This is a genomic window from Leptolyngbya sp. FACHB-261 (assembly GCF_014696065.1).
Classification (GTDB): domain Bacteria; phylum Cyanobacteriota; class Cyanobacteriia; order FACHB-261; family FACHB-261; genus FACHB-261.
Genome location: NZ_JACJPL010000015.1, coordinates 151,204 through 173,447 on the forward strand (window position 1 = coordinate 151,204; position 22,244 = coordinate 173,447).

22 protein-coding genes are annotated in these 22,244 nt (G+C 53.5%); 13 read left to right on the forward strand and 9 right to left on the reverse strand.

The features are described from left to right. Positions 1-221 precede the first annotated feature (221 nt). Positions 222-1,163, forward strand: coding sequence for a tRNA epoxyqueuosine(34) reductase QueG (queG, locus tag H6F94_RS06900; protein WP_190801482.1), 942 nt, complete (start codon positions 222-224; stop codon positions 1,161-1,163). A 79-nt stretch (positions 1,164-1,242) separates the two neighbouring features. Here the strand turns inward: queG and ubiE are convergent, their stop codons facing one another. Further along, on the reverse strand, positions 1,243-1,944 hold the full coding sequence (gene ubiE / locus H6F94_RS06905) for a bifunctional demethylmenaquinone methyltransferase/2-methoxy-6-polyprenyl-1,4-benzoquinol methylase UbiE (protein WP_190801483.1): 702 nt from the start codon (positions 1,942-1,944) through the stop codon (positions 1,243-1,245). Between the two features lie 154 nt (positions 1,945-2,098). Here ubiE and H6F94_RS06910 point away from each other — a divergent pair, with 154 nt between their 5' ends. Further along, the gene (locus H6F94_RS06910; RefSeq protein ID WP_190801484.1) at positions 2,099-2,899 is read left to right on the forward strand and encodes a Uma2 family endonuclease; all 801 of its coding nucleotides are present in this window, start codon (positions 2,099-2,101) and stop codon (positions 2,897-2,899) included. Positions 2,900-2,931: 32 nt separating this feature from the next. Here H6F94_RS06910 and H6F94_RS06915 read toward each other — a convergent pair whose 3' ends face one another. The 4 genes from H6F94_RS06915 to H6F94_RS06930 form a co-directional block, all read right to left on the reverse strand. Then, positions 2,932-3,861, reverse strand: a complete 930-nt coding sequence (locus H6F94_RS06915) for a hypothetical protein (RefSeq protein WP_242041036.1) — start codon at positions 3,859-3,861, stop codon at positions 2,932-2,934. Positions 3,862-3,903: 42 nt separating this feature from the next. Next, positions 3,904-4,542, reverse strand: coding sequence for a DUF1517 domain-containing protein (locus tag H6F94_RS06920; RefSeq protein WP_242041037.1), 639 nt, complete (start codon positions 4,540-4,542; stop codon positions 3,904-3,906). A 112-nt stretch (positions 4,543-4,654) separates the two neighbouring features. Continuing rightward, positions 4,655-5,887, reverse strand: a complete 1,233-nt coding sequence (locus H6F94_RS06925; RefSeq protein WP_190801485.1) for a ferrochelatase — start codon at positions 5,885-5,887, stop codon at positions 4,655-4,657. A 135-nt stretch (positions 5,888-6,022) separates the two neighbouring features. Continuing rightward, positions 6,023-6,520 (reverse strand): S41 family peptidase, encoded by a 498-nt coding sequence (locus H6F94_RS06930; RefSeq protein WP_190801486.1) that lies wholly within the window; start codon positions 6,518-6,520, stop codon positions 6,023-6,025. Positions 6,521-6,662: 142 nt separating this feature from the next. On the opposite strand from H6F94_RS06930, the gene corA (H6F94_RS06935) reads away from it, so the two are divergent. Together corA (H6F94_RS06935) and corA (H6F94_RS06940) are read left to right on the forward strand one after the other, a co-directional pair. Continuing rightward, a complete protein-coding gene (gene corA, locus H6F94_RS06935; protein WP_190801487.1) occupies positions 6,663-7,835 on the forward strand; it encodes a magnesium/cobalt transporter CorA in 1,173 nt (390 codons plus the stop codon). A gap of 220 nt (positions 7,836-8,055) precedes the next feature. After that, on the forward strand, positions 8,056-9,180 hold the full coding sequence (gene corA, locus H6F94_RS06940) for a magnesium/cobalt transporter CorA (protein WP_190801488.1): 1,125 nt from the start codon (positions 8,056-8,058) through the stop codon (positions 9,178-9,180). 124 nt (positions 9,181-9,304) lie between these two features. Here corA (H6F94_RS06940) and H6F94_RS06945 read toward each other — a convergent pair whose 3' ends face one another. The 4 genes from H6F94_RS06945 to H6F94_RS06960 form a co-directional block, all read right to left on the reverse strand. Further along, positions 9,305-9,508, reverse strand: a complete 204-nt coding sequence (locus tag H6F94_RS06945; RefSeq protein ID WP_190801489.1) for a phycobilisome linker polypeptide — start codon at positions 9,506-9,508, stop codon at positions 9,305-9,307. Between the two features lie 228 nt (positions 9,509-9,736). Continuing rightward, positions 9,737-10,222: an allophycocyanin subunit beta gene (gene apcB, locus H6F94_RS06950; protein ID WP_190801490.1), complete on the reverse strand. Its 486-nt coding sequence runs from the start codon at positions 10,220-10,222 to the stop codon at positions 9,737-9,739. A 49-nt stretch (positions 10,223-10,271) separates the two neighbouring features. Beyond that, positions 10,272-10,757: an allophycocyanin subunit alpha gene (gene apcA, locus H6F94_RS06955; RefSeq protein WP_190801491.1), complete on the reverse strand. Its 486-nt coding sequence runs from the start codon at positions 10,755-10,757 to the stop codon at positions 10,272-10,274. A 291-nt stretch (positions 10,758-11,048) separates the two neighbouring features. Beyond that, complete coding sequence (locus H6F94_RS06960; RefSeq protein WP_190801492.1) at positions 11,049-14,438, reverse strand: phycobilisome rod-core linker polypeptide; 3,390 nt, start codon at positions 14,436-14,438, stop codon at positions 11,049-11,051. Positions 14,439-14,873: 435 nt separating this feature from the next. Between H6F94_RS06960 and H6F94_RS06965 the strand changes: the two genes are divergently transcribed. From H6F94_RS06965 to H6F94_RS07005, 9 genes are all read left to right on the forward strand, one after another. Next, positions 14,874-16,082, forward strand: a complete 1,209-nt coding sequence (locus H6F94_RS06965; RefSeq protein ID WP_190801493.1) for a class I SAM-dependent methyltransferase — start codon at positions 14,874-14,876, stop codon at positions 16,080-16,082. 125 nt (positions 16,083-16,207) lie between these two features. After that, a complete protein-coding gene (locus tag H6F94_RS06970) occupies positions 16,208-16,654 on the forward strand; it encodes an ATP synthase subunit I (protein ID WP_313949236.1) in 447 nt (148 codons plus the stop codon). 129 nt (positions 16,655-16,783) lie between these two features. Further along, positions 16,784-17,530 carry a F0F1 ATP synthase subunit A gene (gene atpB, locus H6F94_RS06975; RefSeq protein WP_190801494.1) on the forward strand — a complete coding sequence of 249 codons (747 nt, stop codon included), beginning with the start codon at positions 16,784-16,786 and terminating at the stop codon, positions 17,528-17,530. 102 nt (positions 17,531-17,632) lie between these two features. After that, a complete protein-coding gene (atpE, locus tag H6F94_RS06980; RefSeq protein WP_190801495.1) occupies positions 17,633-17,881 on the forward strand; it encodes an ATP synthase F0 subunit C in 249 nt (82 codons plus the stop codon). 107 nt (positions 17,882-17,988) lie between these two features. Next, complete coding sequence (locus tag H6F94_RS06985) at positions 17,989-18,486, forward strand: F0F1 ATP synthase subunit B' (protein ID WP_190801496.1); 498 nt, start codon at positions 17,989-17,991, stop codon at positions 18,484-18,486. A 58-nt stretch (positions 18,487-18,544) separates the two neighbouring features. Beyond that, complete coding sequence (locus tag H6F94_RS06990; protein ID WP_190801497.1) at positions 18,545-19,090, forward strand: F0F1 ATP synthase subunit B; 546 nt, start codon at positions 18,545-18,547, stop codon at positions 19,088-19,090. Then, complete coding sequence (gene atpH, locus H6F94_RS06995) at positions 19,087-19,647, forward strand: ATP synthase F1 subunit delta (RefSeq protein WP_190801498.1); 561 nt, start codon at positions 19,087-19,089, stop codon at positions 19,645-19,647. Before H6F94_RS06990 ends, atpH begins: the two co-directional genes overlap by 4 nt. A gap of 54 nt (positions 19,648-19,701) precedes the next feature. Beyond that, positions 19,702-21,219, forward strand: coding sequence for a F0F1 ATP synthase subunit alpha (atpA, locus tag H6F94_RS07000; protein ID WP_190801499.1), 1,518 nt, complete (start codon positions 19,702-19,704; stop codon positions 21,217-21,219). Further along, positions 21,219-22,163, forward strand: coding sequence for a F0F1 ATP synthase subunit gamma (locus H6F94_RS07005; RefSeq protein ID WP_190801500.1), 945 nt, complete (start codon positions 21,219-21,221; stop codon positions 22,161-22,163). Before atpA ends, H6F94_RS07005 begins: the two co-directional genes overlap by 1 nt. The last annotated feature ends 81 nt before the right edge of the window (positions 22,164-22,244 follow it).

Genomic DNA, 22,244 nt, shown 5'->3' on the forward strand with positions numbered 1-22,244 from the left:
TCGTGTGCTCTCTCAACTAACTGGCTGCTAATGGGTTACCAAGCAGCAGTGGCCATTTACAAAACCTGAGACATAATTCTGAGACATGATTGAAGAAGGCATGCTGCTCAGCTTGCAACTGCTTATCTCTAAGAACTTCAAGCTAGCTGCCCAGAGTTTGTGGCCTGGCTTTTTGGATTAGCTTTTTAGATTGGCTTTTTGAATAGCTTTTTGAATTGGCTATGAACCGGCCCTCGGCCCTTCAGATCAAGCAGAAAGCCCAAGAGCTAGGCTTTCACCGCGTGGGCATCGCCACAGTTAACAGCGAGCAACCGGGCCTTGCGCAATTGCAAGCTTGGCTGGCTGCTGGCCAGCAGGCAGACATGGCCTGGATGAGTGACCCACGCCGCCAAGAGATTATCCAGGTATTACCGGGCGTCAAATCTCTGATTTGTGTAGCGCTGAATTACTACACACCGCATGAGCACTCGCAGGATCCCAACCATGCCAAAATCTCGCGCTACGGCTGGGGCCGCGACTACCACCGCGTGCTCTCCAAACGGCTCAAAGCTCTATCAACCTGGTTAGAAGCGCAAGCCGAAGACATCAAAACCCGCTTCTATGCTGACACTGGCCCGGTTCAGGACAAAGCCTGGGCCCAACGAGCGGGTATTGGTTGGGTTGGGAAGCACGGCAATGTGATTAGCCGCGACTATGGCTCCTGGCTGTTTCTGGGTGAAGTTCTGACGACCCTGGAACTGGAATCGGATCAGCCCCACACTGAGCACTGCGGCAGCTGCACTCGTTGTCTCGACGCCTGCCCCACCAACGCGATTGTGCAGCCCTTCACGGTGGATGCGCGCCGCTGCATTGCCTACCACACGATCGAGAACCGAGCGCCTGAACTGCCCAGCGAGATTGCAGACAAAATGCACAACTGGGTGGCAGGCTGCGATATCTGCCAGGATGTCTGTCCCTGGAACCAACGCTTCGCTAAGCCCACAGATGTTCCTGACTTTCAGCCTTACGCTCAGAATCTGGCCCCCAGTTTGAGCGAACTGGCTCAGATTACCCCTGAGCAGTGGGACGAGCGCTTCCAAGGCTCTGCTCTACGCCGGATCAAGCCTGAGATGCTGCGGCGCAACGCCCAAGCGAATCTGAGTGCCAATCAACCTGAGCACTAAACACCCAAGCACCTGAGCACCTAAGCACTAAGCAATCAATCTGAGACCTGCCCCCCTGCACAACACTCAAAACGCCAGCTTACGCCTGCACCACCAGGCAGCCCATCATGCCCACGGCCAGCGTGTAGTGAGTCGCCCGCCTGAAGCCTGCCTCTTTTGCTAGCGCCTCTTGCTCGGGTCCCGTGGGGAAGCGTTCCAGACTGGGCGCTAGATAGGCATATTCCTCCGTGAAGCCTAGCCGAGCCGCCGCCGGTACAACTACCGTGTCCAAATACCACTGTTGGAAACCGCGCACAACCTCGCTGCTGGGACGGTGCAAATCGAGAATAGCAGCGTAGGCCTGAGGTTTCAAAACCCGATGCAGTTCACTGAGACAGCGAGGAATATTCCCGACATTGCGCAGGCCGTAGCCCAAAGTCGCCGCATCAAAATACTGATCTGGAAACTCCAAAGCCAAAGCGTCTCCCTGTTGCCACTGGATGCGCTGACCGACAGGTGAGCCCGCCAGCCGCTCACGGGCAACCTCCAGCAGATTGCACGAGAAGTCCACACCGTACACTCGACCCATTGGGCCTACCCGCTGCGCTAGCATCTCAGCCAGATCGCCACTGCCACAGCAGAGATCGAGGGCGATGTTTCCTGGCTCAACCTGGCTCCACTTGACCGCCATTTTCTTCCAGATGCGGTGCTGTCCCAGACTGAGGATGGTGTTGAGCTGGTCGTAGACTGGCGCAATGCGGTTAAACAGTGCTTGAACTTCCGTTGCAGAAGGCGATGTCATAAAAAGTTAGCTTAGGATTTAGAGTGTCTTGCTCTCAGAGAGCAGCGATTGAACAGAACCGCTCACGCCTGACCACTCACATCTAAACGCTCAGACCTGACTGCTCAGACCTGACTGCTCAGAATAGTGGGCATCGTCATGTCTCGACCGATCCTTGACTGTAGCTGACCACGACCCTCCGCTACCGGAACCCGATAGCAGCTTCGTGAATAACCTCCAGGACTCTTCTCAGTGCATTCTCCTGACCGAGACCATCGAACCTGTTCTGAATCGACATCATCGAGACAGTACCTACTACATTGGTCAAAACTGCGGCATCCATTGGCGTTGGAGTGAACCTCCCGAAGCAGTCATCAGCCCAGGTTGGTTCTATGTTCCTAATGTTTTACCCAACTTAAACGGGCTGCAACGGCAGACCTATGTGCTCTGGCAAGAACTGGTCGCCCCCTGGTTGGTGCTGGAGTTTGTGGTAGGTGACGGACGGGCAGAGCGAGACCCAACTCCATTCGTTGGTAAATACTGGATCTACGAGCAGGCGATTCGCGTTCCTTTCTATGGGATTTACGACCCGACCCACTCAGACCTAGAGATGTACCACCTGATCGAAGGTTGCTACGAACCTTTGCCAATCAACAATCGCGGCCATTATCCAATTACCCAGCTCGGTGTGGAGTTGGGTCTCTGGCATGGCTGGTACCAACAGGCAGAGTTGCCCTGGCTGCGTTATGTGGACCTGCCTTGGTTGCGCTGGTGGGACCAGGACGGCATTCTTTTGCCAACCCGTGAGGAACGCGCCGAGCAAGAGCGCCAAAAGCAAGAATTGACCCAACATCAAATGGAACGCGAGCGGCAACGGGCCGAACAAGCCGAAGCGCTCCTGGCCCAAGAACGGCAGCGTGCCCAGCGCCTGGCAGAACAGCTCCAGGCATTGGGCATTAGACCGGATGCGGTGTAGAGGGTTTAACGAGAGGTTTAATGGCGAGAAGTCTAGCGGCGTCGGCTGAAGCCCCGGCTTCTGCTGCCAAAACCGCCCGACGAGCGGGCCCGTCCGCTACCGAAGCCAGTACGGTCAGACGACCTTACCCGAGTACGGTTATTAGAACGACGCAAGTCACTAGAGCCAAACCCTGAGCCAGTGGCTCGCTCCCGCTCACGCGCGGTTCTAGTTCTTAGGCCGCCTGAGTTGCGGATACTGGGTTGCGAGGCGCGGAAATTAGTTCGACGGGCTCGGGTCGCTAGAGGGGGAGCCTGATAGCGACTTTGGTAGCGCTGAACCGCTTGGCCGTATGTGTTGCCGTAACCACCAATGCCTATTAGTGCGCCGCCCGGCTGATAGACCGGTGGCACATAGTAGCGAGGGGAGAAGAGCAAATTACCAACTAGTTGACCCGCTATAGCCCCTGCGAATGGAGTCCAAAAGCTAGGTTCCTGACGCACAACCACAGTTTGAGCTTGGCCGGACTGAGGATCCGTCTGGGTTTCAGTAACGTTGTGGATATACTCGATGCGGAAATCTTCAGGAATGTGCAGCGAGGGCTGACCGTTCTCGATGTTCAGATAGCCCTTTTGACCGCTCGACACCTCAGCATCGGTCAGACGTGCCATCTGGAGGGCATTGGTTCGAACGATTGGCGGCGTGCCTGCGGGCGTGTCGAGCAGAACCAGGCTGTATTGACCATCGACGTCGTTGTAGGTCACCTGCTGGACACCGTATTTGCCGTTAGGCAGCTGACTAAGTTCCGGCGCAGCTTGCGCAGCTTGGCCTTGGCCTGAATTCTGAGCGGGCCGAGCACTAACGGTGCGGTCCTGGTTTTGGTTTCCAACTGACGGCGCTCCGCAGGCTAGCGTTGTCCAGCCTAGGCTGAGCGCCATCAGGAGAATGATCAATTGGCGAGACTGGCGAGACATAGGAGACATCTGAGTAACACTCAAACTAAATACGAATTCAAGCAATGCGGCTTAAAGCGGCACCAATTCTGGAAAGTTGTACAACAGCTGATCGGAGCTCAGGTCCTCACCAATTTGTGCAGGTGAAAAATGGACCTGAATGGCTCTTAGGGCTTCTCGCCCACGAAAACTGATAATGGCTTTTAGGGCAGAATGCAGCGCACTAGCACTCGCTAGATCAGTCTCTAATTCAGGTGCTTCACCCTCATAAGCAACCGTCAACATCACTACCAGATTTCGCGTCACTGGTAGGGACAACAACTCGTCAGCATCGGGAATTGGCTCCTCTAAGTCCGGCTCGGTCAAATAGCGTTGTGCAGAGTCAGTAAATAACTCTTCAACGTAGTCCCCTGCCTCACCTTCATCCCAAAAAACGTTGCCTTCATTAGCTGCTGAGCGCCAATAAGGGTCGTACCGCAGCAGGCTCTGGCAAATATCTGCAAGCCCGTCTTCTAACACATCTAGATCACCATCTGCATCAACTGCTTCCCGAGCAGCTTGATTCAACACACCCAAAAGTGGCGCAATTTCGTCGCCAGCCAAGTGTACAAATATGCGACAAACTGCGAAGCGAGTTTGCCCTGTTACTTTGTTCAATCGGTCACGCCACGAATGCATTTCTGGCTGGAGATTAATTACTCTATTTCTCATTTTAGTTGGCTCCAAAAACTTGCCGTCTACCTAAGGTACGGGCAAATGAAAAACGCCCTTCACCCCAGGGTAGGGTTAAGGGCTAGGGCAGATGTTTTTTCCGGACTACGAATTAATGATGATGACCGTGGTCATGGTTATGGCCATGACTATGCCCATGAGCATCGCTGTGACCATGATTGTGACCGTGGTGCTCGTGATGAGCATGGTCATGAGTACTGCCGTGAGCACTATGAGTGTGACTATGAGCCAGAGTAGGGTTGACTGCCAAGGCTTGTTCAGACAGCAACGCCTCAATCTGAGGGTCAGCCCAAGCGGCTGCCATCTTCAGAAACTCCGGATGATCATTGACGCATTCCATGCGCACATAAGTCACTTCAGGGTGCTTGCCGCGCAGACGCTCGATGATGTGGTCAACATCCAGCAGGGTCTCATGGTTCTCGGTCGCAAAGCCGATGGGCATGAACACTAAGGCAGTTGCCCCCAACTCGATCAGGTTACGACCTGCCAAGTCAGCATTAGGTTGGGTCCACTCAATCAGGGGCGTGTCGTGGTTGAGCCAGCCCACCGAAATCAGCGGATATTTGTGCATCAGCCTTTCGCGGACCCGGTCATAGAGCGCTTGACTCTCTTCAATACCCGAGACGAAACCCTTGGCCTTATGCGGGCAGCCGTGGTTCATCAGCACAATGCCGGTTTGAGAGGGCAAGTGGGCGACGGCCAGATCTTTCTTGATTTTGTCTTCGACCAAGCGAGCAAGCAGATCAATGTAATCAGGCTCGTTGTAGAAGGAGGGGATATAGCGGGTGCCCTTGACCCAATGCTCACCACCATCGCTAAGTTGGGCCAAGCCTTTGTTGACCTGCTCCACTGCAATGCCGCTGGTGAAGATCGAGTCCACCACCAACAGGGGATAGATCAGCAGGCGATCAAAACCTTGAGCTTTGATTTCAGCGAGAACCTGCTCTGGCAAAAAGGGTGCGCAGAAGTTAAACGCCTTGAAAACTTTGACCCGTTCGCCCCAGCGTTCTTGCAGGCTAGCCTCAATTCCAGCCCGTTGCTGCTCGAAGATGGCATTGTGGGGCGAGATAAATTGGCCGTGCTGGTGGCTCCACTCGTGCAGATCAAACATTGCCAATAGCTTAGCCAGCGGCGGATAGACCCAGGTTGGCACCGGCGCAAACTTGGCAGTTAGTAAATTTAAAGCCTGCTCGTTGTAGTTGGCAAAGTCGTCATAACTCTCGACCTCGCCATAGCCCATCAGCAGGACGGCTACCCGATCAGCAGCCGAGTTTGATGCACCCTGAGGGCTTTCCTGTTGCAATCGTTCGGGCGTAGCAACCACGGGACTATCCTTGCACTCTGTGAGTCTGAACCCTGACTAGGTTAACATCCCCTCCCAGGGGATAGGTTCACCTCTACCAGGCTTCTATCTCAAGATAGACCTGGGCCTGAGTGATGCTTGCACCCGGCGCAGCAGCTAGCGTGCCACCGTGATCTCCTGTGAGCCATTGCCCTCCCTTGCCACGCGTAGCCTCACCTGATTTGCCTTTAGGCGCTCCACAATATCTTTGTTATTGAGAGCGACGGTTGGCTCATCGTCGATTGAGAGAATGACATCCCCTACCTGCAAACCAGCCTGCTCTGCCGGTGAGCCAGCGCTAATCTCTCGGACCTTAGGATAATGGCTGCCCTCATTGGCCTTGAAGCGGATACCGATGTCAGAGAATTCCTCACTCGGCTGCTGCAGAACTTCGAGCGGATTCCAGGACTGAGTTTCCGCTGGCGCTTCAGGTGAGGCTGAGGCCTCAGCCACTGGTACACCCGGGCTGGCATCTGGGTTTGACACCCGGTCAGACGACTGATTCTGGTCAGGATTCGAGGTGTTAGGTCTAGTGGAGGCAAAGGTTAGGACAAAGGCCAAGACCGTAACAACACTGGCTGCAATCGCTGCGATGTCTTTCAGGAATTTCAGCATGAGCCTGAGATTGGTTGCAGTTCTTCTCGGAGCATACCAGTCCATCTGAAAAGTCTCATACAGGGTCTCAATCGGAGGTTAGGCGTATCCGAGTGGAACACGATAGCCTGATGGCGTTATGGCTCTCTTCCGGTTTACTGTCATGCTGGATAATCGCTCCAAATTAGCACCCAACGCCGCTGAGCTTGGCAAGCAAGAAGACGAGGACGAAGACGAAGAGGAATATGTTGACGCCTATGCCTACAGTGAACCGGGCAGCCCGCCAGGCACGCTAGATATTGACGAAGATGCATCGCCGCCAACCATTGTGCTCATTGACTACAACGAGCAGCGAGCTACCCGTCTCCAGCTCAGTACACCTGAAGAATGTACGCCCTATCTAGAAACAGAGTCAGTGAGTTGGGTCGATGTGCAGGGCTTGGGCAGCGAAGACATTTTGCAGCGTTTAGGCCAGGTATTTGAGTTGCATCCTCTAGTGCTGGAGGACGTGGTGAATGTCCCCCAACGGCCCAAGGTCGAAGACTACGATGACCAACAGATCATTATTTGCCGCATGGTCACTTCTGAAGAGGAAAGTGAAGGTTTCTTCAGTGAGCAGGTCAGCATTGTTTTAGGTCCAAACTACGTGCTGACGGTGCAGGAGGAACCGGAATATGACTGTTTTGAACCTCTGCGCGAGCGCATCCGCCGTAACAAGGGAGCTATTCGTCGGCAGGGAGCAGACTACCTGGCCTACTGCCTGATTGACTCGGTGATTGATGGCTTTTTTCCAGTTTTGGAGGAGTACGGCGAGCGGTTAGAAGAACTAGAGGAGGAAGTCGTCCGCAGCCCCAGCCGTCAGACATTGGAAAAGATTCACGATATTAAGCGCGAATTGTTGATGCTGCGTCGGTCGATCTGGCCGCAACGGGACGCTATTAATATGCTCATTCGCGAAGACTCTCCCCTTATTCGAGATGAGGTACGGGTTTATCTGCGCGACTGCTATGACCACACGGTGCAGGTGATTGACATGGTTGAAACCTACCGAGAACTTGCCTCTAGCATGATGGACGTTTACCTCTCCTCGGTGAGCAATCGCATGAATGAAAACATGCGGGTTCTCACCGTTTTTTCGACAATCTTTCTACCCCTCACTTTTATTGCTGGGGTCTATGGCATGAACTTTGAATACATGCCTGAGTTGAAATCGCCCTGGGGTTATCCTCTAATCTGGCTGGTTATGCTAGGCATCGCAGGCGGTATGTTGTGGTTCTTCAAGCGCAAGGGTTGGCTGTCTGAAGCAGTTCCGGTTGGTCATAAGACCAGCCATTGAGGTTAACTATTAAGGTTAATTATTGAGGTTAGCTATTCAGACAAGGCGCAGGAGTAGCAGGACTGCATTCCTTGTAAGCATCCCTAAAGCTGGGAGAGTTCTTAGAAGCCCTACCGAGGGCTTTCGCCTGTTTTGCTTGCTGCTGCAGGGCTTCTTAGGGCTTGGTAGCACTAGCGCTAGGGCATGATCATGATAAAGAACAGCCAATTAGGAAAGACTTGTGGAAGCCTGGCCCCCATCCTCTCAGTCCGCCTCCAACCACCACCCTTTCTCAAGCCGCTCGCCTGATGCTCTGGTCATCCAGCCTGATGCAGTGCCTACCCGGATTCAGGTCATCCAGTATTCCAAGGACAACGCTCGCAAGTTCATTGTGGAGGATCCGGAAGACCTTAAGGCTTACCTCAGCAAACCTGAGACAGTCACCTGGATTGATGTGCAGGGGCTAGGGAAAGCCGAGGTGCTCCAGTCCATCGCCCAGGTGCTGAACTTGCATCCGCTCCTACTGGCCCAGGTTGTGAATGTGCCCCAACGACCTCGGGCGGAGAACTTCAACACGCATCAGTTGATCATTACTCGCAACGTCACGCCCAAAATGGCTTCCGCCGCTGATGCTGGCTTTGACCTAGAGCAGATTAGCTTGGTGATCGGCCCTGGCTATGTCGTGACCTTTCAGGAAGAACCTGAACACGACTGCTTTGAACCAGTCCGCGAGCGCATTCGCCGCCGCAACAGCTTGCTGCATGCTCATGGGGCAGACTTCTTGGCCTATGCCCTGCTAGATGCCACCATTGAGGGTTTTTTTCCGGTAATTGAGGACTACGGCGAACGCCTGGAAGACCTGGAAATTGAGATTGTCGAGCGGCCTAAGCAGCCTTCTTTGCAACGAATTAACCGCGTCAAGCGTGAATTGTTGACTCTACGCCGAGCAGCATGGCCGATGCGAGACGCCATCAACGAGATTTTGCGGGAAGACTGCCCGTTGATTGGCGACTCGGTGCGCGTTTACTTACGCGAGTGCTACGACCACACGGTGCAAATCATTGACATCATTGAGACCTACCGAGAGGTAGCCTCTAGCCTGATGGATGTCTATTTGTCCTCACTCAGCAACCAGACCAATGAGGTGATGAAGGTTCTGACAATCATTTCTGTGATCTTCATTCCCCTAACCTTCATTGCTGGCATCTACGGCATGAACTTCAACACAGAGCGTTCGCCCCTCAATATGCCCGAATTGAACTGGTACTGGGGCTATCCAGCGGTACTCGCGGTGATGGCAGCTATCGGCGGCGGAATGACCTTTTATTTCTGGCGTAAGGGCTGGATTGGAGGACCTCGACGCTAGCTTTACTTTGCGCTTGCGTTTACGGCACACTCAACTCAGCTTCAAAAACCAATAAAAGCCAATAAAAAAGAGGCCTTTACGACCTCCCAACTGCACATTCAAAGAGTGACTTTCTGGGCCAAACTTACAGCAGTCCCGTGTTAGTACCAGGTTTGCCAGTGGCTAATTCAACCTTGACGATTTTGCCACCCATTTTCATGATGCGTTGCTGTTCACGGAACCAGTTTTCGTAGGGAACTAGTTTGGTGAAATAAGTATTTTGCAGTTCGCGTTGTGTCCGGATGCGAGTTTGGCTGGGAACACAGGCGGTGACTTTGAACATTCTCATGGGTCGGCTGCTCCTGGGTGCAATAGATAGAGAGCTTAAGTATTTTTACCTTCAAGAACCGTTGATCATAAACGGCTGCTTTATAAAGGAAGGTGTGAAGGTTGGAAGTCAAAGGACGAATGTTAGACCATCAAAACCAGAGTTCGAAAACCAAGTTTTCTAAGAAGTCTCCAGTCTGCAAGGGGCTAACATCAACCCATTGACTTCCCAACCTCACATCGCGCAGGCTTAGCTCAAGCCAGAGCTGATGTAGTCGAAGTAGACGCCCATTTCTTTGCCAGCATCAGAGCCAACCAAAGAAGCGGTGACTTCCTTCATGGCTTGGATAGCTTGCACAGTAGCCGCAATGGGCACGCCCAGGGAGTTGTAGGTTTCCTTCAAGCCGTTGAGCACACGCTCATCCAGGATGGAGGGGTCGCCAGCCAGCATGGCGTAGGTAGCGTAGCGCAGGTAGTAGTCGAGGTCGCGGATGCAAGCAGCATAGCGACGGGTGGTGTACATGTTGCCACCGGGACGGGTGATGTCAGAGTACAGCAGAGACTTAGCAACAGCTTCCTTGACGATGGCAGCAGCATTAGCGCTGATCGTGCCAGCAGCTTGAACGCGCAGAGAGCCAGTGTTGAAGTAGCCCTTCAGTTTCTCTAGTGCGCCGACATCCAGATATTTGCCCTGTACGTCGGAGGAGTTAATAACCGCAGTGATTGCGTCTTGCATGAGTTGTTTCCCCGTAATGATTCTTGAATGTCAGACAGCAAGCTCAGGCTTACTGCATTGCGCCAATTACGTAGTCGAAGTAGTAGCCTGCTTCAGAAGCGTCTTCACCAGACAGCAGAGACTGAGCAACGCTCTTCATAGCGCCGATGCCCCGAGCAACCGCCGGGATGGGGGTGCCTAGGGAGTTGTACATTTCCCGAACGCCAACGATGCCAATCTCTTCGATGGGGGTGACATCACCAGAGACCACACCGTAGGTGATCAGGCGGAGGTAGTAGTCGAGGTCACGCAGGCAGGTAGCAGTCATCTCTTCGCCGTAGGCATTGCCACCGGGAGAGACGATGTCGGGACGGCTCTGGAAGAGTTGGTCGCCGGCTTGCTTAACGATGCGCTCACGAGACTCGGTGAGGGTCTGGGCAATGCGAACGCGGCGCTCACCAGACAGAACAAAGCTCTTAATCCGATCCAGCTCACCAGGGCTCAGGTAACGGGCCTCGGCGTCTGCATTCACGATGGATTTCGTGACAACACTCATGGATGATCCTCCGATCTGTGAAAGGAATAACCGTGCTATTTAAAACCGGCTATTAGTTCCGGAAGTCGGTTCCTTGCCCCAAAACCCTGAGCTTGTCAAAGTCAAAGAGCACACCGGCCTTCCGAAAGTATTTTGAGGCATTTGAAGAACATCTCTTGATGTTCTTCATAGTTTTTAATAAAACGCCTCAGATTTAGAATTGCACTACAAAAAGGCGACTTGGTGAGGTGGATATCCTCACCAATATCGCCTTTTAAAGCTAGCTTTGACAGCCGAGTTTAGCAGCTAGGTTTAGCGGCTATAACGGCCCCCTAAGAAAGACGGAGAAAGGTCAGACCAAGGCTGTTTAATCAAGTCTCGATCGACTTGAACACTGCCCAGATAGTTGCCTGCGGGAAGTGAGGGGAAGCGCTTGTAAGGCACTACATCCTCGCCGAAGTAACGAGCGTATTCAGCACTGTCAACCAGAGATTCTACCGCTGCCTGGAGCCCTTGATCGGCCAGCAATTTGTTGTACTGGCGAATTTCACCTTGAGTTGCAGGGGCTCGGCCCAACAGGTGCTTAAACAGAAGCTCAATTACCTTGGTGTTGGGATAGGGCGTGTAGAAACGACGGCGATACTGGTCCGAACTAGCCAAACGTTTGACGAATTCACGGACCGTAATCTCGCCATTCTTCAGCTTGCTTTCCACATCAGAGATACGGAACTCCGAGGGCACCTTGCCGCTGAACACATCCAGTACCTGGCAGTACAGAGCATTAATGACCTGCTCAGTTTCGGAGCGACCTTGCCCAATGGTGAAGCGGTAGATGCGGGCGGGCTTACGTCGCGATGTACCGACACCAATCTCCACAGATTGGCCCTTGCCATTGAGGAAAGAGCGTCCCAGTTCGATGAACTTGGGTTGAGTTGGGTCAGGCTGTGTAGCTGCAGTCGCTAGGTCTGCCATTGCCTTGCCCATGAGTGGCATCTTGGTGGCATCCATGCGTGGCTTCACCGGTTTGAAGCTCGGCACGACCAGAGAGTTATCCTGCTTGGTCAGACGGTTGTTGAGGGTTTCGCTGTTGGGGAAGTTCGCTGCTGGCAGGGTTGGGAAGCGCCGATAGGGCACAACATCCTCACCGAAGACCTCAGCGTACTCAGCACTATTGACTAGGGCACCGACGAAAGCCTTAATGCCTTGAGTTGCCAGAATCTGGTTGTACTTGCGGATTTCTGGCTGGTCTTTCGGTGCACGACCCAAGAAGTGCTTAGTTCCTAGCTCGATCACCTTAGTGTTCGGGAAGGGCGCGTAGAACTCTTTGGTGTAGAGGTCCGAGGTACCAACACCTTCGATGAACTCCTTAACCGTGATTTCGCCGTTCTTCAGCTTGCTTTCGTAAGCGCTGAATTGGGTGCGAGCCACATAGGCATCCATATCCCGCTCGAAGATCTGCCGGTAGGCAGCCCGAACCAGGGTATTAACCTGAGTGGGTTCCAGAGTCGTGAGCTTAAAGACCTTGGTTTGTTCCCGCTCTTTACTGACCCCTTGACCAGTGCGGAACTGGATGTCCGGCTCTGTCCGCGCTTCACTGACTTTACCCAGCTCGACGAAGCGAGGGGTTTCCTCTACATCAACCCTGGTGCCTTTCTCGGCGATGCTGCCCACACGGTTAGACCGTAGAGCCAGACCTGCCGGAGTCACGTAACGCTCGTAGGGGACTGTATCTTCGCCAAAGGCTTCGTTGTACTCAGGGCTATCGATGATGGCATCAATCAAGGCGTAGAAGCCCTTCTTAGCGCAGACATCGAAGTAGCTGTTGATTTCTTGGCGACCGTAAGTAGGACGTCCTAGGAGGCGACGATGGATATACTCCACCGACTTGGTGACGTACAAGTTAGTCCAGTAGAGCGAACGGAACAGGTTGGATTTGGCGAGTTGCTTGATGAATTCCCGCACTGAAATCTCGCCGTTCTCCAGCTTGATTTCTGCAACCTTGAGGCGTTGCCCCTCATAAACATCACGCCCAAACACTTGGAAGTAGGCAGCGCGAATTACAGCCTGAGTCGAGCTTTCACTGAAGCGAACGCTCTGGCTGGTGCCACCCTTCCTGTTACCTATGCGAGGCGTTTGGGTGAGCTTGAACACCTTTGGTCCCAGAGAACCAGGATTTTCAGCCCGAGCCGCTGGCTTGCTGAGCTGGTTGTCAATACCTGCGCCATTGCGGATCAGGATGCGGCGGGTATCTTTGCCAAAGGGTGCAGGACGAGCGCTGGGATTCTTGGTTTCTTTGGGGAAGATCGCGCCGAACTGAATCTCCAGGGGGTCGTTGCCTGCGCCGTAGGGATGCTGGTCTGGGAGTGGTTGGGTGTAATCCGCAAACAGCGTGATGAACTGCGGCACCTTGCGGAAGGGAGCCGAGTAGTTAAACAGGTCAAACTGAGGACCCCAGTTGCGGCACTCTTGAGCTTCTTGACCCAAACCGCGCAGATAAGGCACGGTTTCTTCACCGAAGTAATCGCTGTACTCGGTTGAATCAACTAAAGCATCTACTAGGCCGGCTAAGCCTTTAGTGGAGACGATGGAGAAGTATTTCTGCACCTCTTCTCGCGAGCTGGGAGCCCGACCGAGGAAGTGACGGAAGGCCAGCTCCAGCGCACGGGAATTGATGAAGGGCTCAAAGAAGTTCTTGCGGTACAGAGGCGATTTGCCCAGACGACGGATGAACTCCTTCATCGAAATCTGGTTGTTCTTGACCTTAGATTCCAGATCTGAGATGCCTAAGCTATAAGCACGGGTAATATCGCGCTCAAAGACTTGCCGATAGGCCGCCTTCACAATGTCGTTCTTCTCGGTAGCCGATAGCCCCGGCTTCATCACGTACTTGGGGCGACGCTCTGACGAGTTGAAGTAGATCTGGGGCAGTTGTAAACCCTGCTGATCGGTAGAGCTACGCTGCCGTACTTTGTCGGAGGGGGTGGGAGCTTTGAACTCGTTGATCACCACATCCATGTACTGAGCAACAATGTCAGCCGCTTCCTGATCCTGCTTGGCAAAGTAGCTAACGGCTGCCCGCTTCATTTCATCCAGCGCCACGATTGTGGCATCGGAGGAGCAAGCGTTTTCAATAATTTCCCGCAATCCACGCACGTTTACGGACAGGATATTGGGGTCACCTGCGACGATGGCGTAGGTGGTGTAGCGCAGGAACCAGTCAAGGTCCCGCAGCGACTTCTGCATACGGGTGGGACCGTAGCGCGACACATTGATTGGGCGGAAACCAGCAGGGGCAGTGGTAGTCGCAGAGTTGAATAGAGAGCGCAGGTTTTCGAGAAAACCGCCTCGCGTCTCTACATAGGTGACTGTGCCCAGCTCCATAGCCCGTCTCATATCAACGGAGCTACCTGAAGCGCCAGTTACTAGCTGTTCCTCCTTAGGCTTCTCCAGATAAGCCATGGGTGAGCCGCCTGTGAAAATGCGGTTCGCCGCCCGAGACACGATGATCTCAGCGTTTTGGGTAAGAACAGAGGCGATTTCCAGACGCTTGCTGCCGGAAGCTAGGTAGGTTGACAGCTCATCAAGTTCTCCCCGGCTCAGGAAGCGGTCCTGCTGTTCCGCCAAAGAAAGCTTGGCAACGGGTACGGTTTGATAAAGTTGCGGGCGTGCGACAACGCTGCCACCACTTGCCTTAACACTCATTGATTTAAAGGCTCCCTTCGATTACTCCGCGCTGCATAAAATCCGGAAAACCCGGCAGGGTGCTCTGGGCTGAAGAAGAGCACCACTGACGCTGAATAGACCGGGTACCGGTCCCCAGACTCATTAAAACGTTGTACTCCTTGCACTGCCCTCAGGACCGTTAGCCCCAATCACGACACGAATGGTGTGGGTCTCTGAACCAGCTTTTCAAAAGAGTTTTCAGCCCTTCACCTATCAGGTAACCATACGGCCTAGAGCAGAGCAACTGAGAACAAAGATAACTTTTGTTACGCCAGGGCCTAAACCAGTCGTTTGAGGACCTTAACATTCGGCAATGTTTAGCAATCTAAAAGCTAGCAATGGTCTGGCCTAAAGCGCCTAGGAAAGGCCGCTTCTTCAGTATGCTGGGTAATTGCCCAGGAACTCAGGTTTGGGATGACAACGCCTCAGGATGCTGCTACCGCTCAGGAAATCACAACAGCGGTGCAAAGACTCTACAACACCTATCCGTTCCCGCCTGAACCCTTGCTTGACGAAGCACCTCCGGGTTACAACTGGCGCTGGAGCTGGCCTGCCGCTTATGCCTTCTGCACAGGCCGTGCCCCTGAGCAACGGACAGTCAAGATTTTGGATGCAGGCTGCGGCACGGGCGTCAGCACCGAGTACCTAGCCCATTTAAATCCTCAAGCCAGCGTGACGGGCATTGATCTGAGCCCAGAAGCGGTAGCCATTGCTCGCGAACGCTGCCGTCGTTCTGGTGCTCAAAATGCTCACTTTCACACCCTCAGTCTCTACGATGTCGCCAGTCTCGGTGAAACCTACGACCTGATCAACTGCGTCGGTGTTTTGCACCATTTACCGAATCCGGTAGCGGGGCTTCAAGCTATAGCAGCTCAGCTTAATCCCGGTGGCATTCTGCACATCTTTGTCTACGCCGAACTGGGCCGTTGGGAAATCACTCTGATGCAGCAGGCACTGGCGCTGCTACAAGGCGAGCAACGGGGCGACTTCGAAGATGGAGTCAGCCTTGGCCGCCAGGTGTTTGCAGCTCTACCCGAAAATAATCGCCTGCGTCGCCGCGAACAGGAGCGCTGGTCCCTAGAAAATCAGCGAGATGAATGCTTCGCTGATATGTATTTGCATCCCCAGGAGATTGACTACAACGTCGATACTCTGTTTAACCTGATTGATGCCTCCGGTTTGGAGTTTGTAGGCTTTTCCAACCCCGCCTATTGGGATTTGAGCCGCTTGCTTGGTCAAGAACCGACCTTGATTGACCGAGCTAGGTACTTGAGTAGCCGCCAACGCTACCGCTTGATCGAGCTGCTAGATCCAGAGGTTACTCACTATGAGTTCTTCTTAGGCCGTCCGCCTCTACTTCGTTACGATTGGAAAGAGGACAGCGACTTACTGCAAGCGATTGCTGAGCGTCATCCTTGTGTTGATGGATGGCCTGGGAAATGCCTGTTCAATCCGGACTACCAGGTCGTCGATCTCAGTGAGCCGCGATATGAGTGGCTAAAAGCAATTGAAGGGGGGCAACCCGTTGCTGAAGCCTTGTCTGCAGTACCGGAGATGACACCTGAGGATGTACGCTGGTTGATGGCTCAAAAGCTGATTTTGCTGACCCCAACCTCCCCCTAGACCCAATCACCGCCAACTGAAATTTCTCTGATTAAGTATTGTTACTCACTCGTGATATGCTAATCGGTGATTTCAGAAAGCGGTGCTGTACCGGAAGTCAAAGACCATAAGGCCAGTATTCAGCCGTGACCGAACTCTCTAGTTCCGACCTCAGTCTTGAAGCAACTCCTGACTCTAGCTTTGAGTCAGAATCGGCTGCTGCTTCCATGTCTGAGTACGAGCAACTCAAATTTCAACTGCTGACGACAACCCTGATCCTAGGGGCTGTGATCTTCGTCTGTGTTTGGTTTACCTACTCACTCAACATCGCCCTGAACTACTTGCTTGGGGCATGCGTGAGTGTGGTTTACTTGAGGATGTTGTCTAGGGATGTGGACCGCCTAGGGGTACAGAGCAGCAGTCTCAAGTCCCTTGGTTCTTCGCGTCTTGCGCTGTTCGTCGGGTTGATGGTGGCTGCAACTCAATGGCAGCAGCTTCAGATTTTGCCGATTTTTCTTGGCTTTCTGACCTACAAAGGGGCGCTATTGGTCTACCTGTTGGTCTCCCTGATTCAGAATTCTCGTAGGGCTTAAGTCCTAGGATTATATTCCTGATCCTTGCTCTGGCGTCAAGCGCCTAGAGGATTCGTAAGGGTTCTAAAGAAAGGCTACTCCAGCGAGTTTTAACGACTAGGAAACCGTAACGAGGTAGGGCGATTCTCAATGCTTGCAAATCTGTTTATCCCAAACCATCTGGCTAGTCTGGAGGTCGGCAAGCACTTCTACTGGCAAATTGGGGGGCTGACACTCCACGGCCAAGTTTTGGTCGTTAGCTGGATCGTGATCGGGGTTTTGGTCATCGCCTCACTGCTGGCAACTCGCAGTGTGCAACGCGTACCTGCTGGTTTCCAGAACTTTATGGAGTATGGTCTGGAATTCGTTCAGGGAATTGCCAAAGATCAAATCGGCGAGAAGGAGTACCGTACCTGGACACCCTTTGTTGGGACACTGTTTCTCTTTATTTTCGTCTCCAACTGGCTGGGTGCCTTAGTGCCCTGGAAGTTACTCGAACTACCCTCGGGTGAGTTGGCAGCACCAACAAGTGATATCAACACCACAGTTGCGTTGGCACTGTTGACCAGCTTGGCTTACTTCTACGCCGGGCTTAGCCGTAAGGGTCTGGGCTACTTCAAGGGTTACGCAGAGCCCACCCCAATTATGATTCCCTTCAAAGTTATTGAAGATTTCACCAAGCCCCTTTCCCTAAGCTTCCGTCTGTTCGGCAATATTTTGGCGGATGAATTGGTGGTGGGTGTGCTGGTTCTTCTAGTGCCTCTGTTTGTACCGCTACCGGTGATGCTCTTGGGCCTGTTTACCAGTGCAATCCAAGCGCTGATCTTTGCAACCTTGGCAGCGGTTTACATCGGAGAAGCCATGGAAGAACACCACGGTGAGGAAGAGCATGAGTAGTGAGCCCATCTAGGTTCACTGCCCAGTCGAGTGCGAATTGTCGCGCAACGTCCGCTTCAAGCAACGTAAACCTAAGCCTGTTTCATTCAAAGGAAGAACATCATGGATCCAATTATTTCTGCTGCTTCTGTTCTGGCTGCTGGTCTGGCGGTTGGCTTGGGCGCGGTTGGCCCTGGCATCGGTCAAGGTAACGCAGCAGGCCGCGCAGTAGAAGGTATTGCCCGTCAGCCTGAGGCGGAAGGTAAGATCCGGGGCACCTTGCTGCTGAGCTTGGCGTTCATGGAAGCGCTGACCATCTACGGTCTGGTGGTTGCTCTGGTATTGCTGTTCGCTAACCCTTTCGCAGGCTAAAGCCTCAAGCGATACAGGTTCTCTAGAGGAGGCGATTCCGTTGATTGCCTCTAGATAGGGAACCTGTCACGCTGGCTGAGCGCTTTACTTTTTGCGGGACACGCACCATGACACATTGGACAATTTTTTTGGCTGCTGAAGCCGCAGAAAAGAGCGGTGGTCTATTCGACTTCGACGCCACTTTGCCTATCATGGCGGCTCAGTTTTTGCTCTTGATGGTGATCCTCAATGCGGTTTTCTTCAAGCCGCTGACCCGAGTCATTGATGAGCGCAACGAGTACATTCGCACGAATCAAACGGAAGCCCGTGAGCGGCTGGAGAAGGCTCAGCAACTGGCGCTGAAGTATGAGCAAGAGCTAGCGGAAACCCGCCGAGCGGCTCAGGCAGCGATTACTAATGCCCAGACTGAGGCTCAACGGATCCGTACTCAGCAGATCGCAGATGCTCAAGCCGAAGCACAGGCTCAACTGGCAGCGGCTCGGTCTGAAATCGATGCGCAGAAAGTGACTGCCCTACAGTCGCTGGAGGGACAGGTTGAGGTTCTCAGCCGTCAGATCCTAGAAAAACTGCTTGGGTCTGCCGCCAGTAGCTATTTCCGGTCATAGATTTGGGTTGCAGGAACAGACTTAGCCTTGGTTGGGATGCAGTTAGGGTAGAGGGAGTATGGAAAGTTTTTTGCTGCTGGCAACAGAAGCAGCAGTGGAAGGAGCGGAAGAGGGAGGCTTTGCCCTCAATACGGATATTCTCAGCACCAATTTGATCAACCTTTTGATCATCTTTGGTTTGTTGATCTACGCGGGTCGAGGCTTCTTGGGAAATATTCTGGGGACCCGGCGCGAAACGATCAAGACTGCAATCGAAGAAGCTGAACGACGCAAGCGCGAAGCTGCCGAGCAATTGGCAGACCAGCAGGCTAACCTGGCCCAAGCTCAGGATGAGGCCAAGCGGATTCGAGCTGCTGCTGAAGAAAGCGCTCAAAGAGCCAAGGAAACCATTTTGGCTCAAGCACAGGAAGAAATTGTCCGCCTGCGTGAGGGTGCCCAACAGGAAGTGGGCAACGAGCAGGAACGGGTGATTGCTGAGGTACGTCAGCGAGTCGCAACCCTAGCTCTGGAGCGAGTTCAAGCTCAGTTATCCGGTGGTTTGAGCGAAGACGTTCAACAGCAGTTGATTAACAACAGCTTACAGATGCTGGGAGGCCGCTCATGAGAGGCGGAAGTGTGGTTGAGGCCATCGCCCAGCCTTATGCTGAGGCGCTGATGTCACTCGCTCAAGGCCAGAATTTGGTAGAGCGCTTTGGCAGTGATGTGCAGGGCCTTTTGGACTTGCTCACCCAATCTGAAGACCTGCGAGAATTTCTAGCCAACCCGTTGACCAAGGGTGAGGACAAGAAGGCAGTTCTGCGGTCCCTATTAACCGAGCAAGTTCATCCTTACACTCTCAGCTTTTTATTGTTGTTAGTTGACCGGCGTCGCATCCTGTTTTTAGAGCAGATTGGCAAGCATTTCCAAGCTCTGCTACGCAAGCTTAATCAGGTAGCGCTGGCTGAAGTAACGACGGCTGTCGAACTCAATGAGGCACAACAGGGCACCATCCGCGAGAAGGCACTCCAGATGACGGGGGCCCGAGATGTGGAACTCAACATTGCCGTTGATCCTGACCTAATTGGTGGCGTGATCATTCGCGTCGGTTCGCAGGTAGTAGATGCCAGTATTCAGGGTCAGCTTCGCCGCATTGCCACCCGTCTCAGCAGCAGCACTGTCTAGCTAAACTAGAAAATTCCGAAACTCTAAACTCTACAAGCACCAAAGGCAAAGCCCATGGTAAGCATCAGACCGGACGAAATTAGCAACATTATTAAGCAGCAGATCGAGCAATACGACCAAGAGCTACAAGTTTCTAACGTTGGTACAGTGCTCCAGGTCGGTGATGGTGTGGCTCGAGTCTATGGTCTGGAGAAGGCCATGGCTAGTGAGCTGATTGAGTTCGAAGACGGCACGGTCGGCATCGCGCTAAACCTGGAAGAGGACAATGTTGGCGTCGTGCTAATCGGCTCTGGCCGCAAAATCCAGGAGGGCAGCACAGCGCGTTCCACCGGCAAAATCGCTCAGATTCCAGTTGGCGATGCCTTTATCGGTCGGGTCGTCGATGCGCTAGCTAAACCGATTGATGGCAAGGGCGATATCGTAACTAGTGACGCTCGCCTCATTGAGTCACCTGCGCCTGGCATTATTGCGCGGAAATCAGTGTACGAGCCTATGCAAACGGGCATCACTGCTATTGACGCGATGATTCCCATTGGTCGGGGCCAGCGTGAGCTAATTATTGGTGACCGGCAAACCGGCAAAACCTCTGTCGCTGTAGACACCATCCTTAACCAGAAAGGCGAGGACGTAGTTTGCGTCTATGTGGCAATTGGGCAGAAAGCCTCAACCGTCGCCAATGTGGTTAACGTGCTGCGGGACGGCGGTGCCATGGACTACACCATCGTCGTCACAGCCAATGCCAACGACCCTGCAGCTCTGCAATGGCTAGCTCCCTACACGGGTGCCTCCCTCGCTGAGTACTTCATGTACAAGGGCAAGGCAACGCTGGTAGTGTACGACGACTTGTCCAAGCAGGCCCAAGCCTACCGTCAGATGTCATTGCTGCTGCGTCGTCCCCCCGGACGGGAAGCTTACCCCGGCGATGTTTTCTACCTCCACTCCCGCTTGCTAGAGCGTGCTGCTAAGCTGAGCCCCGCATTAGGCGAGGGCAGCATGACAGCTCTGCCGATCGTAGAGACCCAAGCGGGTGACGTATCGGCATACATTCCTACCAATGTTATTTCGATTACGGACGGTCAGATCTTCCTGTCCTCCGACCTGTTCAACTCTGGGGTTCGTCCTGCCATCAACCCTGGTATCTCAGTGTCCCGAGTTGGCTCCGCGGCGCAGATCAAGGCAATGAAGAAGGTAGCGGGCAAAATCAAGCTGGAATTGGCTCAGTTTGATGACCTACAAGCCTTCGCTCAGTTCGCCTCTGACCTGGACAAGACCACTCAAGCCCAGCTAGCCCGGGGAGCACGTCTGCGTGAACTACTGAAGCAGCCGCAGTATTCTCCTTTGCCTGTTAGCGATCAGGTCGCGATCATCTACGCTGGCACCAACGGTTATCTGGATGAGATCCCGGTTGACAAGGTTACGTCCTTTACCCGTCAGTTCCGCGAATACCTCAGTACCAGCCAACCCAAGTACGGTGAAATTCTTCGCTCTACTAAGCAGCTCAATGACGAGGCTGAAGGCATCCTGAAGACAGCCATCGTGGAATTTAAGAAGACTTTCCTGGCGGCAGCATAATGGCAAACCTTAAGGAACTCCGCGAACGGATTAAGTCGGTTAAGAACACTCGCAAGATCACCGAGGCTATGCGCTTGGTCGCGGCTGCCAAAGTGCGCCGTGCTCAAGAGCAGGTTCTGTTCACCCGTCCCTTTGCCGATCGTCTGGCTCAGGTTCTATTTGGCTTACAGAGCCGTCTGCGCTTTGAAGACGTTGATCTGCCTCTGCTAAGGCCTAGAGCTGAGGTGAGGAAGGTAGGCCTCCTGGTAATCTCCGCAGACCGAGGTCTGTGCGGTGCTTACAACTCCAACGTGATTCGACGGGCCGAAACCCGCGCTCGTGAACTCAAAGCCGAAGGAGTTGATTACCAGTACATTCTGGTCGGTCGTAAGGCATCCCAATATTTCCAGCGCCGCTCGGAACCGATCCAGCGTTCTTACACTGGCTTGGAGCAGATCCCGACGGCACCTGAAGCAGCCATGATCGCAGACGAGCTATTGTCGGCCTTCCTCTCAGAGGCTGTCGATCGCATCGAGCTGGTTTATACCCGCTTTGTGTCTCTTATTAGCTCACGTCCCGTCATCCAAACGCTTCTGCCCTTGGACCCACAAGGACTAGAGGTACCAGATGATGAACTCTTCCGTCTAACAACGCGAGGCGGTCAGTTTCAGGTCGAGCGGGAGAAAGTTGCTGTCGCCCAGCGTCCCTTTCCCCGAGACATGCTCTTCGAGCAAGACCCAGCCCAGATTCTGGAAGCCTTGCTGCCACTCTACCTGAACAACCAGCTCCTACGAGCGCTTCAGGAATCAGCAGCTAGTGAACTAGCTGCTCGGATGACCGCGATGAATAATGCTAGCGACAACGCCAGCGATATTGTGGACAACCTGACGCTCTCCTACAACAAAGCGCGTCAAGCGGCAATCACCCAGGAGATCCTGGAAGTTGTTGGCGGTTCCCAACGCTAAGTCCAACCCCATATGAAAAGCCGGTTAGGTCTAGGGACTTGACCGGCTTTCAGTTGCCAATGTTGAAAGAACAAGAGAACT

Excerpts from the sequence above, each read along its gene's own strand:
- queG (WP_190801482.1), top strand. The coding sequence starts at position 222 with ATGAACCGGCCCTCGGCCCTTCAGATCAAGCAGAAAGCCCAAGAGCTA.
- ubiE (WP_190801483.1), bottom strand. The coding sequence starts at position 1,944 with ATGACATCGCCTTCTGCAACGGAAGTTCAAGCACTGTTTAACCGCATT.
- H6F94_RS06915 (WP_242041036.1), bottom strand. The coding sequence starts at position 3,861 with ATGTCTCCTATGTCTCGCCAGTCTCGCCAATTGATCATTCTCCTGATG.
- H6F94_RS06920 (WP_242041037.1), bottom strand. The coding sequence starts at position 4,542 with ATGAGAAATAGAGTAATTAATCTCCAGCCAGAAATGCATTCGTGGCGT.
- H6F94_RS06930 (WP_190801486.1), bottom strand. The coding sequence starts at position 6,520 with ATGCTGAAATTCCTGAAAGACATCGCAGCGATTGCAGCCAGTGTTGTT.
- corA (WP_190801487.1), top strand. The coding sequence starts at position 6,663 with ATGCTGGATAATCGCTCCAAATTAGCACCCAACGCCGCTGAGCTTGGC.
- H6F94_RS06945 (WP_190801489.1), bottom strand. The coding sequence starts at position 9,508 with ATGAGAATGTTCAAAGTCACCGCCTGTGTTCCCAGCCAAACTCGCATC.
- apcB (WP_190801490.1), bottom strand. The coding sequence starts at position 10,222 with ATGCAAGACGCAATCACTGCGGTTATTAACTCCTCCGACGTACAGGGC.
- apcA (WP_190801491.1), bottom strand. The coding sequence starts at position 10,757 with ATGAGTGTTGTCACGAAATCCATCGTGAATGCAGACGCCGAGGCCCGT.
- H6F94_RS06960 (WP_190801492.1), bottom strand. The coding sequence starts at position 14,438 with ATGAGTGTTAAGGCAAGTGGTGGCAGCGTTGTCGCACGCCCGCAACTT.
- H6F94_RS06965 (WP_190801493.1), top strand. The coding sequence starts at position 14,874 with ATGACAACGCCTCAGGATGCTGCTACCGCTCAGGAAATCACAACAGCG.
- atpB (WP_190801494.1), top strand. The coding sequence starts at position 16,784 with ATGCTTGCAAATCTGTTTATCCCAAACCATCTGGCTAGTCTGGAGGTC.
- atpE (WP_190801495.1), top strand. The coding sequence starts at position 17,633 with ATGGATCCAATTATTTCTGCTGCTTCTGTTCTGGCTGCTGGTCTGGCG.
- H6F94_RS06985 (WP_190801496.1), top strand. The coding sequence starts at position 17,989 with ATGACACATTGGACAATTTTTTTGGCTGCTGAAGCCGCAGAAAAGAGC.
- H6F94_RS06990 (WP_190801497.1), top strand. The coding sequence starts at position 18,545 with ATGGAAAGTTTTTTGCTGCTGGCAACAGAAGCAGCAGTGGAAGGAGCG.
- atpH (WP_190801498.1), top strand. The coding sequence starts at position 19,087 with ATGAGAGGCGGAAGTGTGGTTGAGGCCATCGCCCAGCCTTATGCTGAG.
- atpA (WP_190801499.1), top strand. The coding sequence starts at position 19,702 with ATGGTAAGCATCAGACCGGACGAAATTAGCAACATTATTAAGCAGCAG.
- H6F94_RS07005 (WP_190801500.1), top strand. The coding sequence starts at position 21,219 with ATGGCAAACCTTAAGGAACTCCGCGAACGGATTAAGTCGGTTAAGAAC.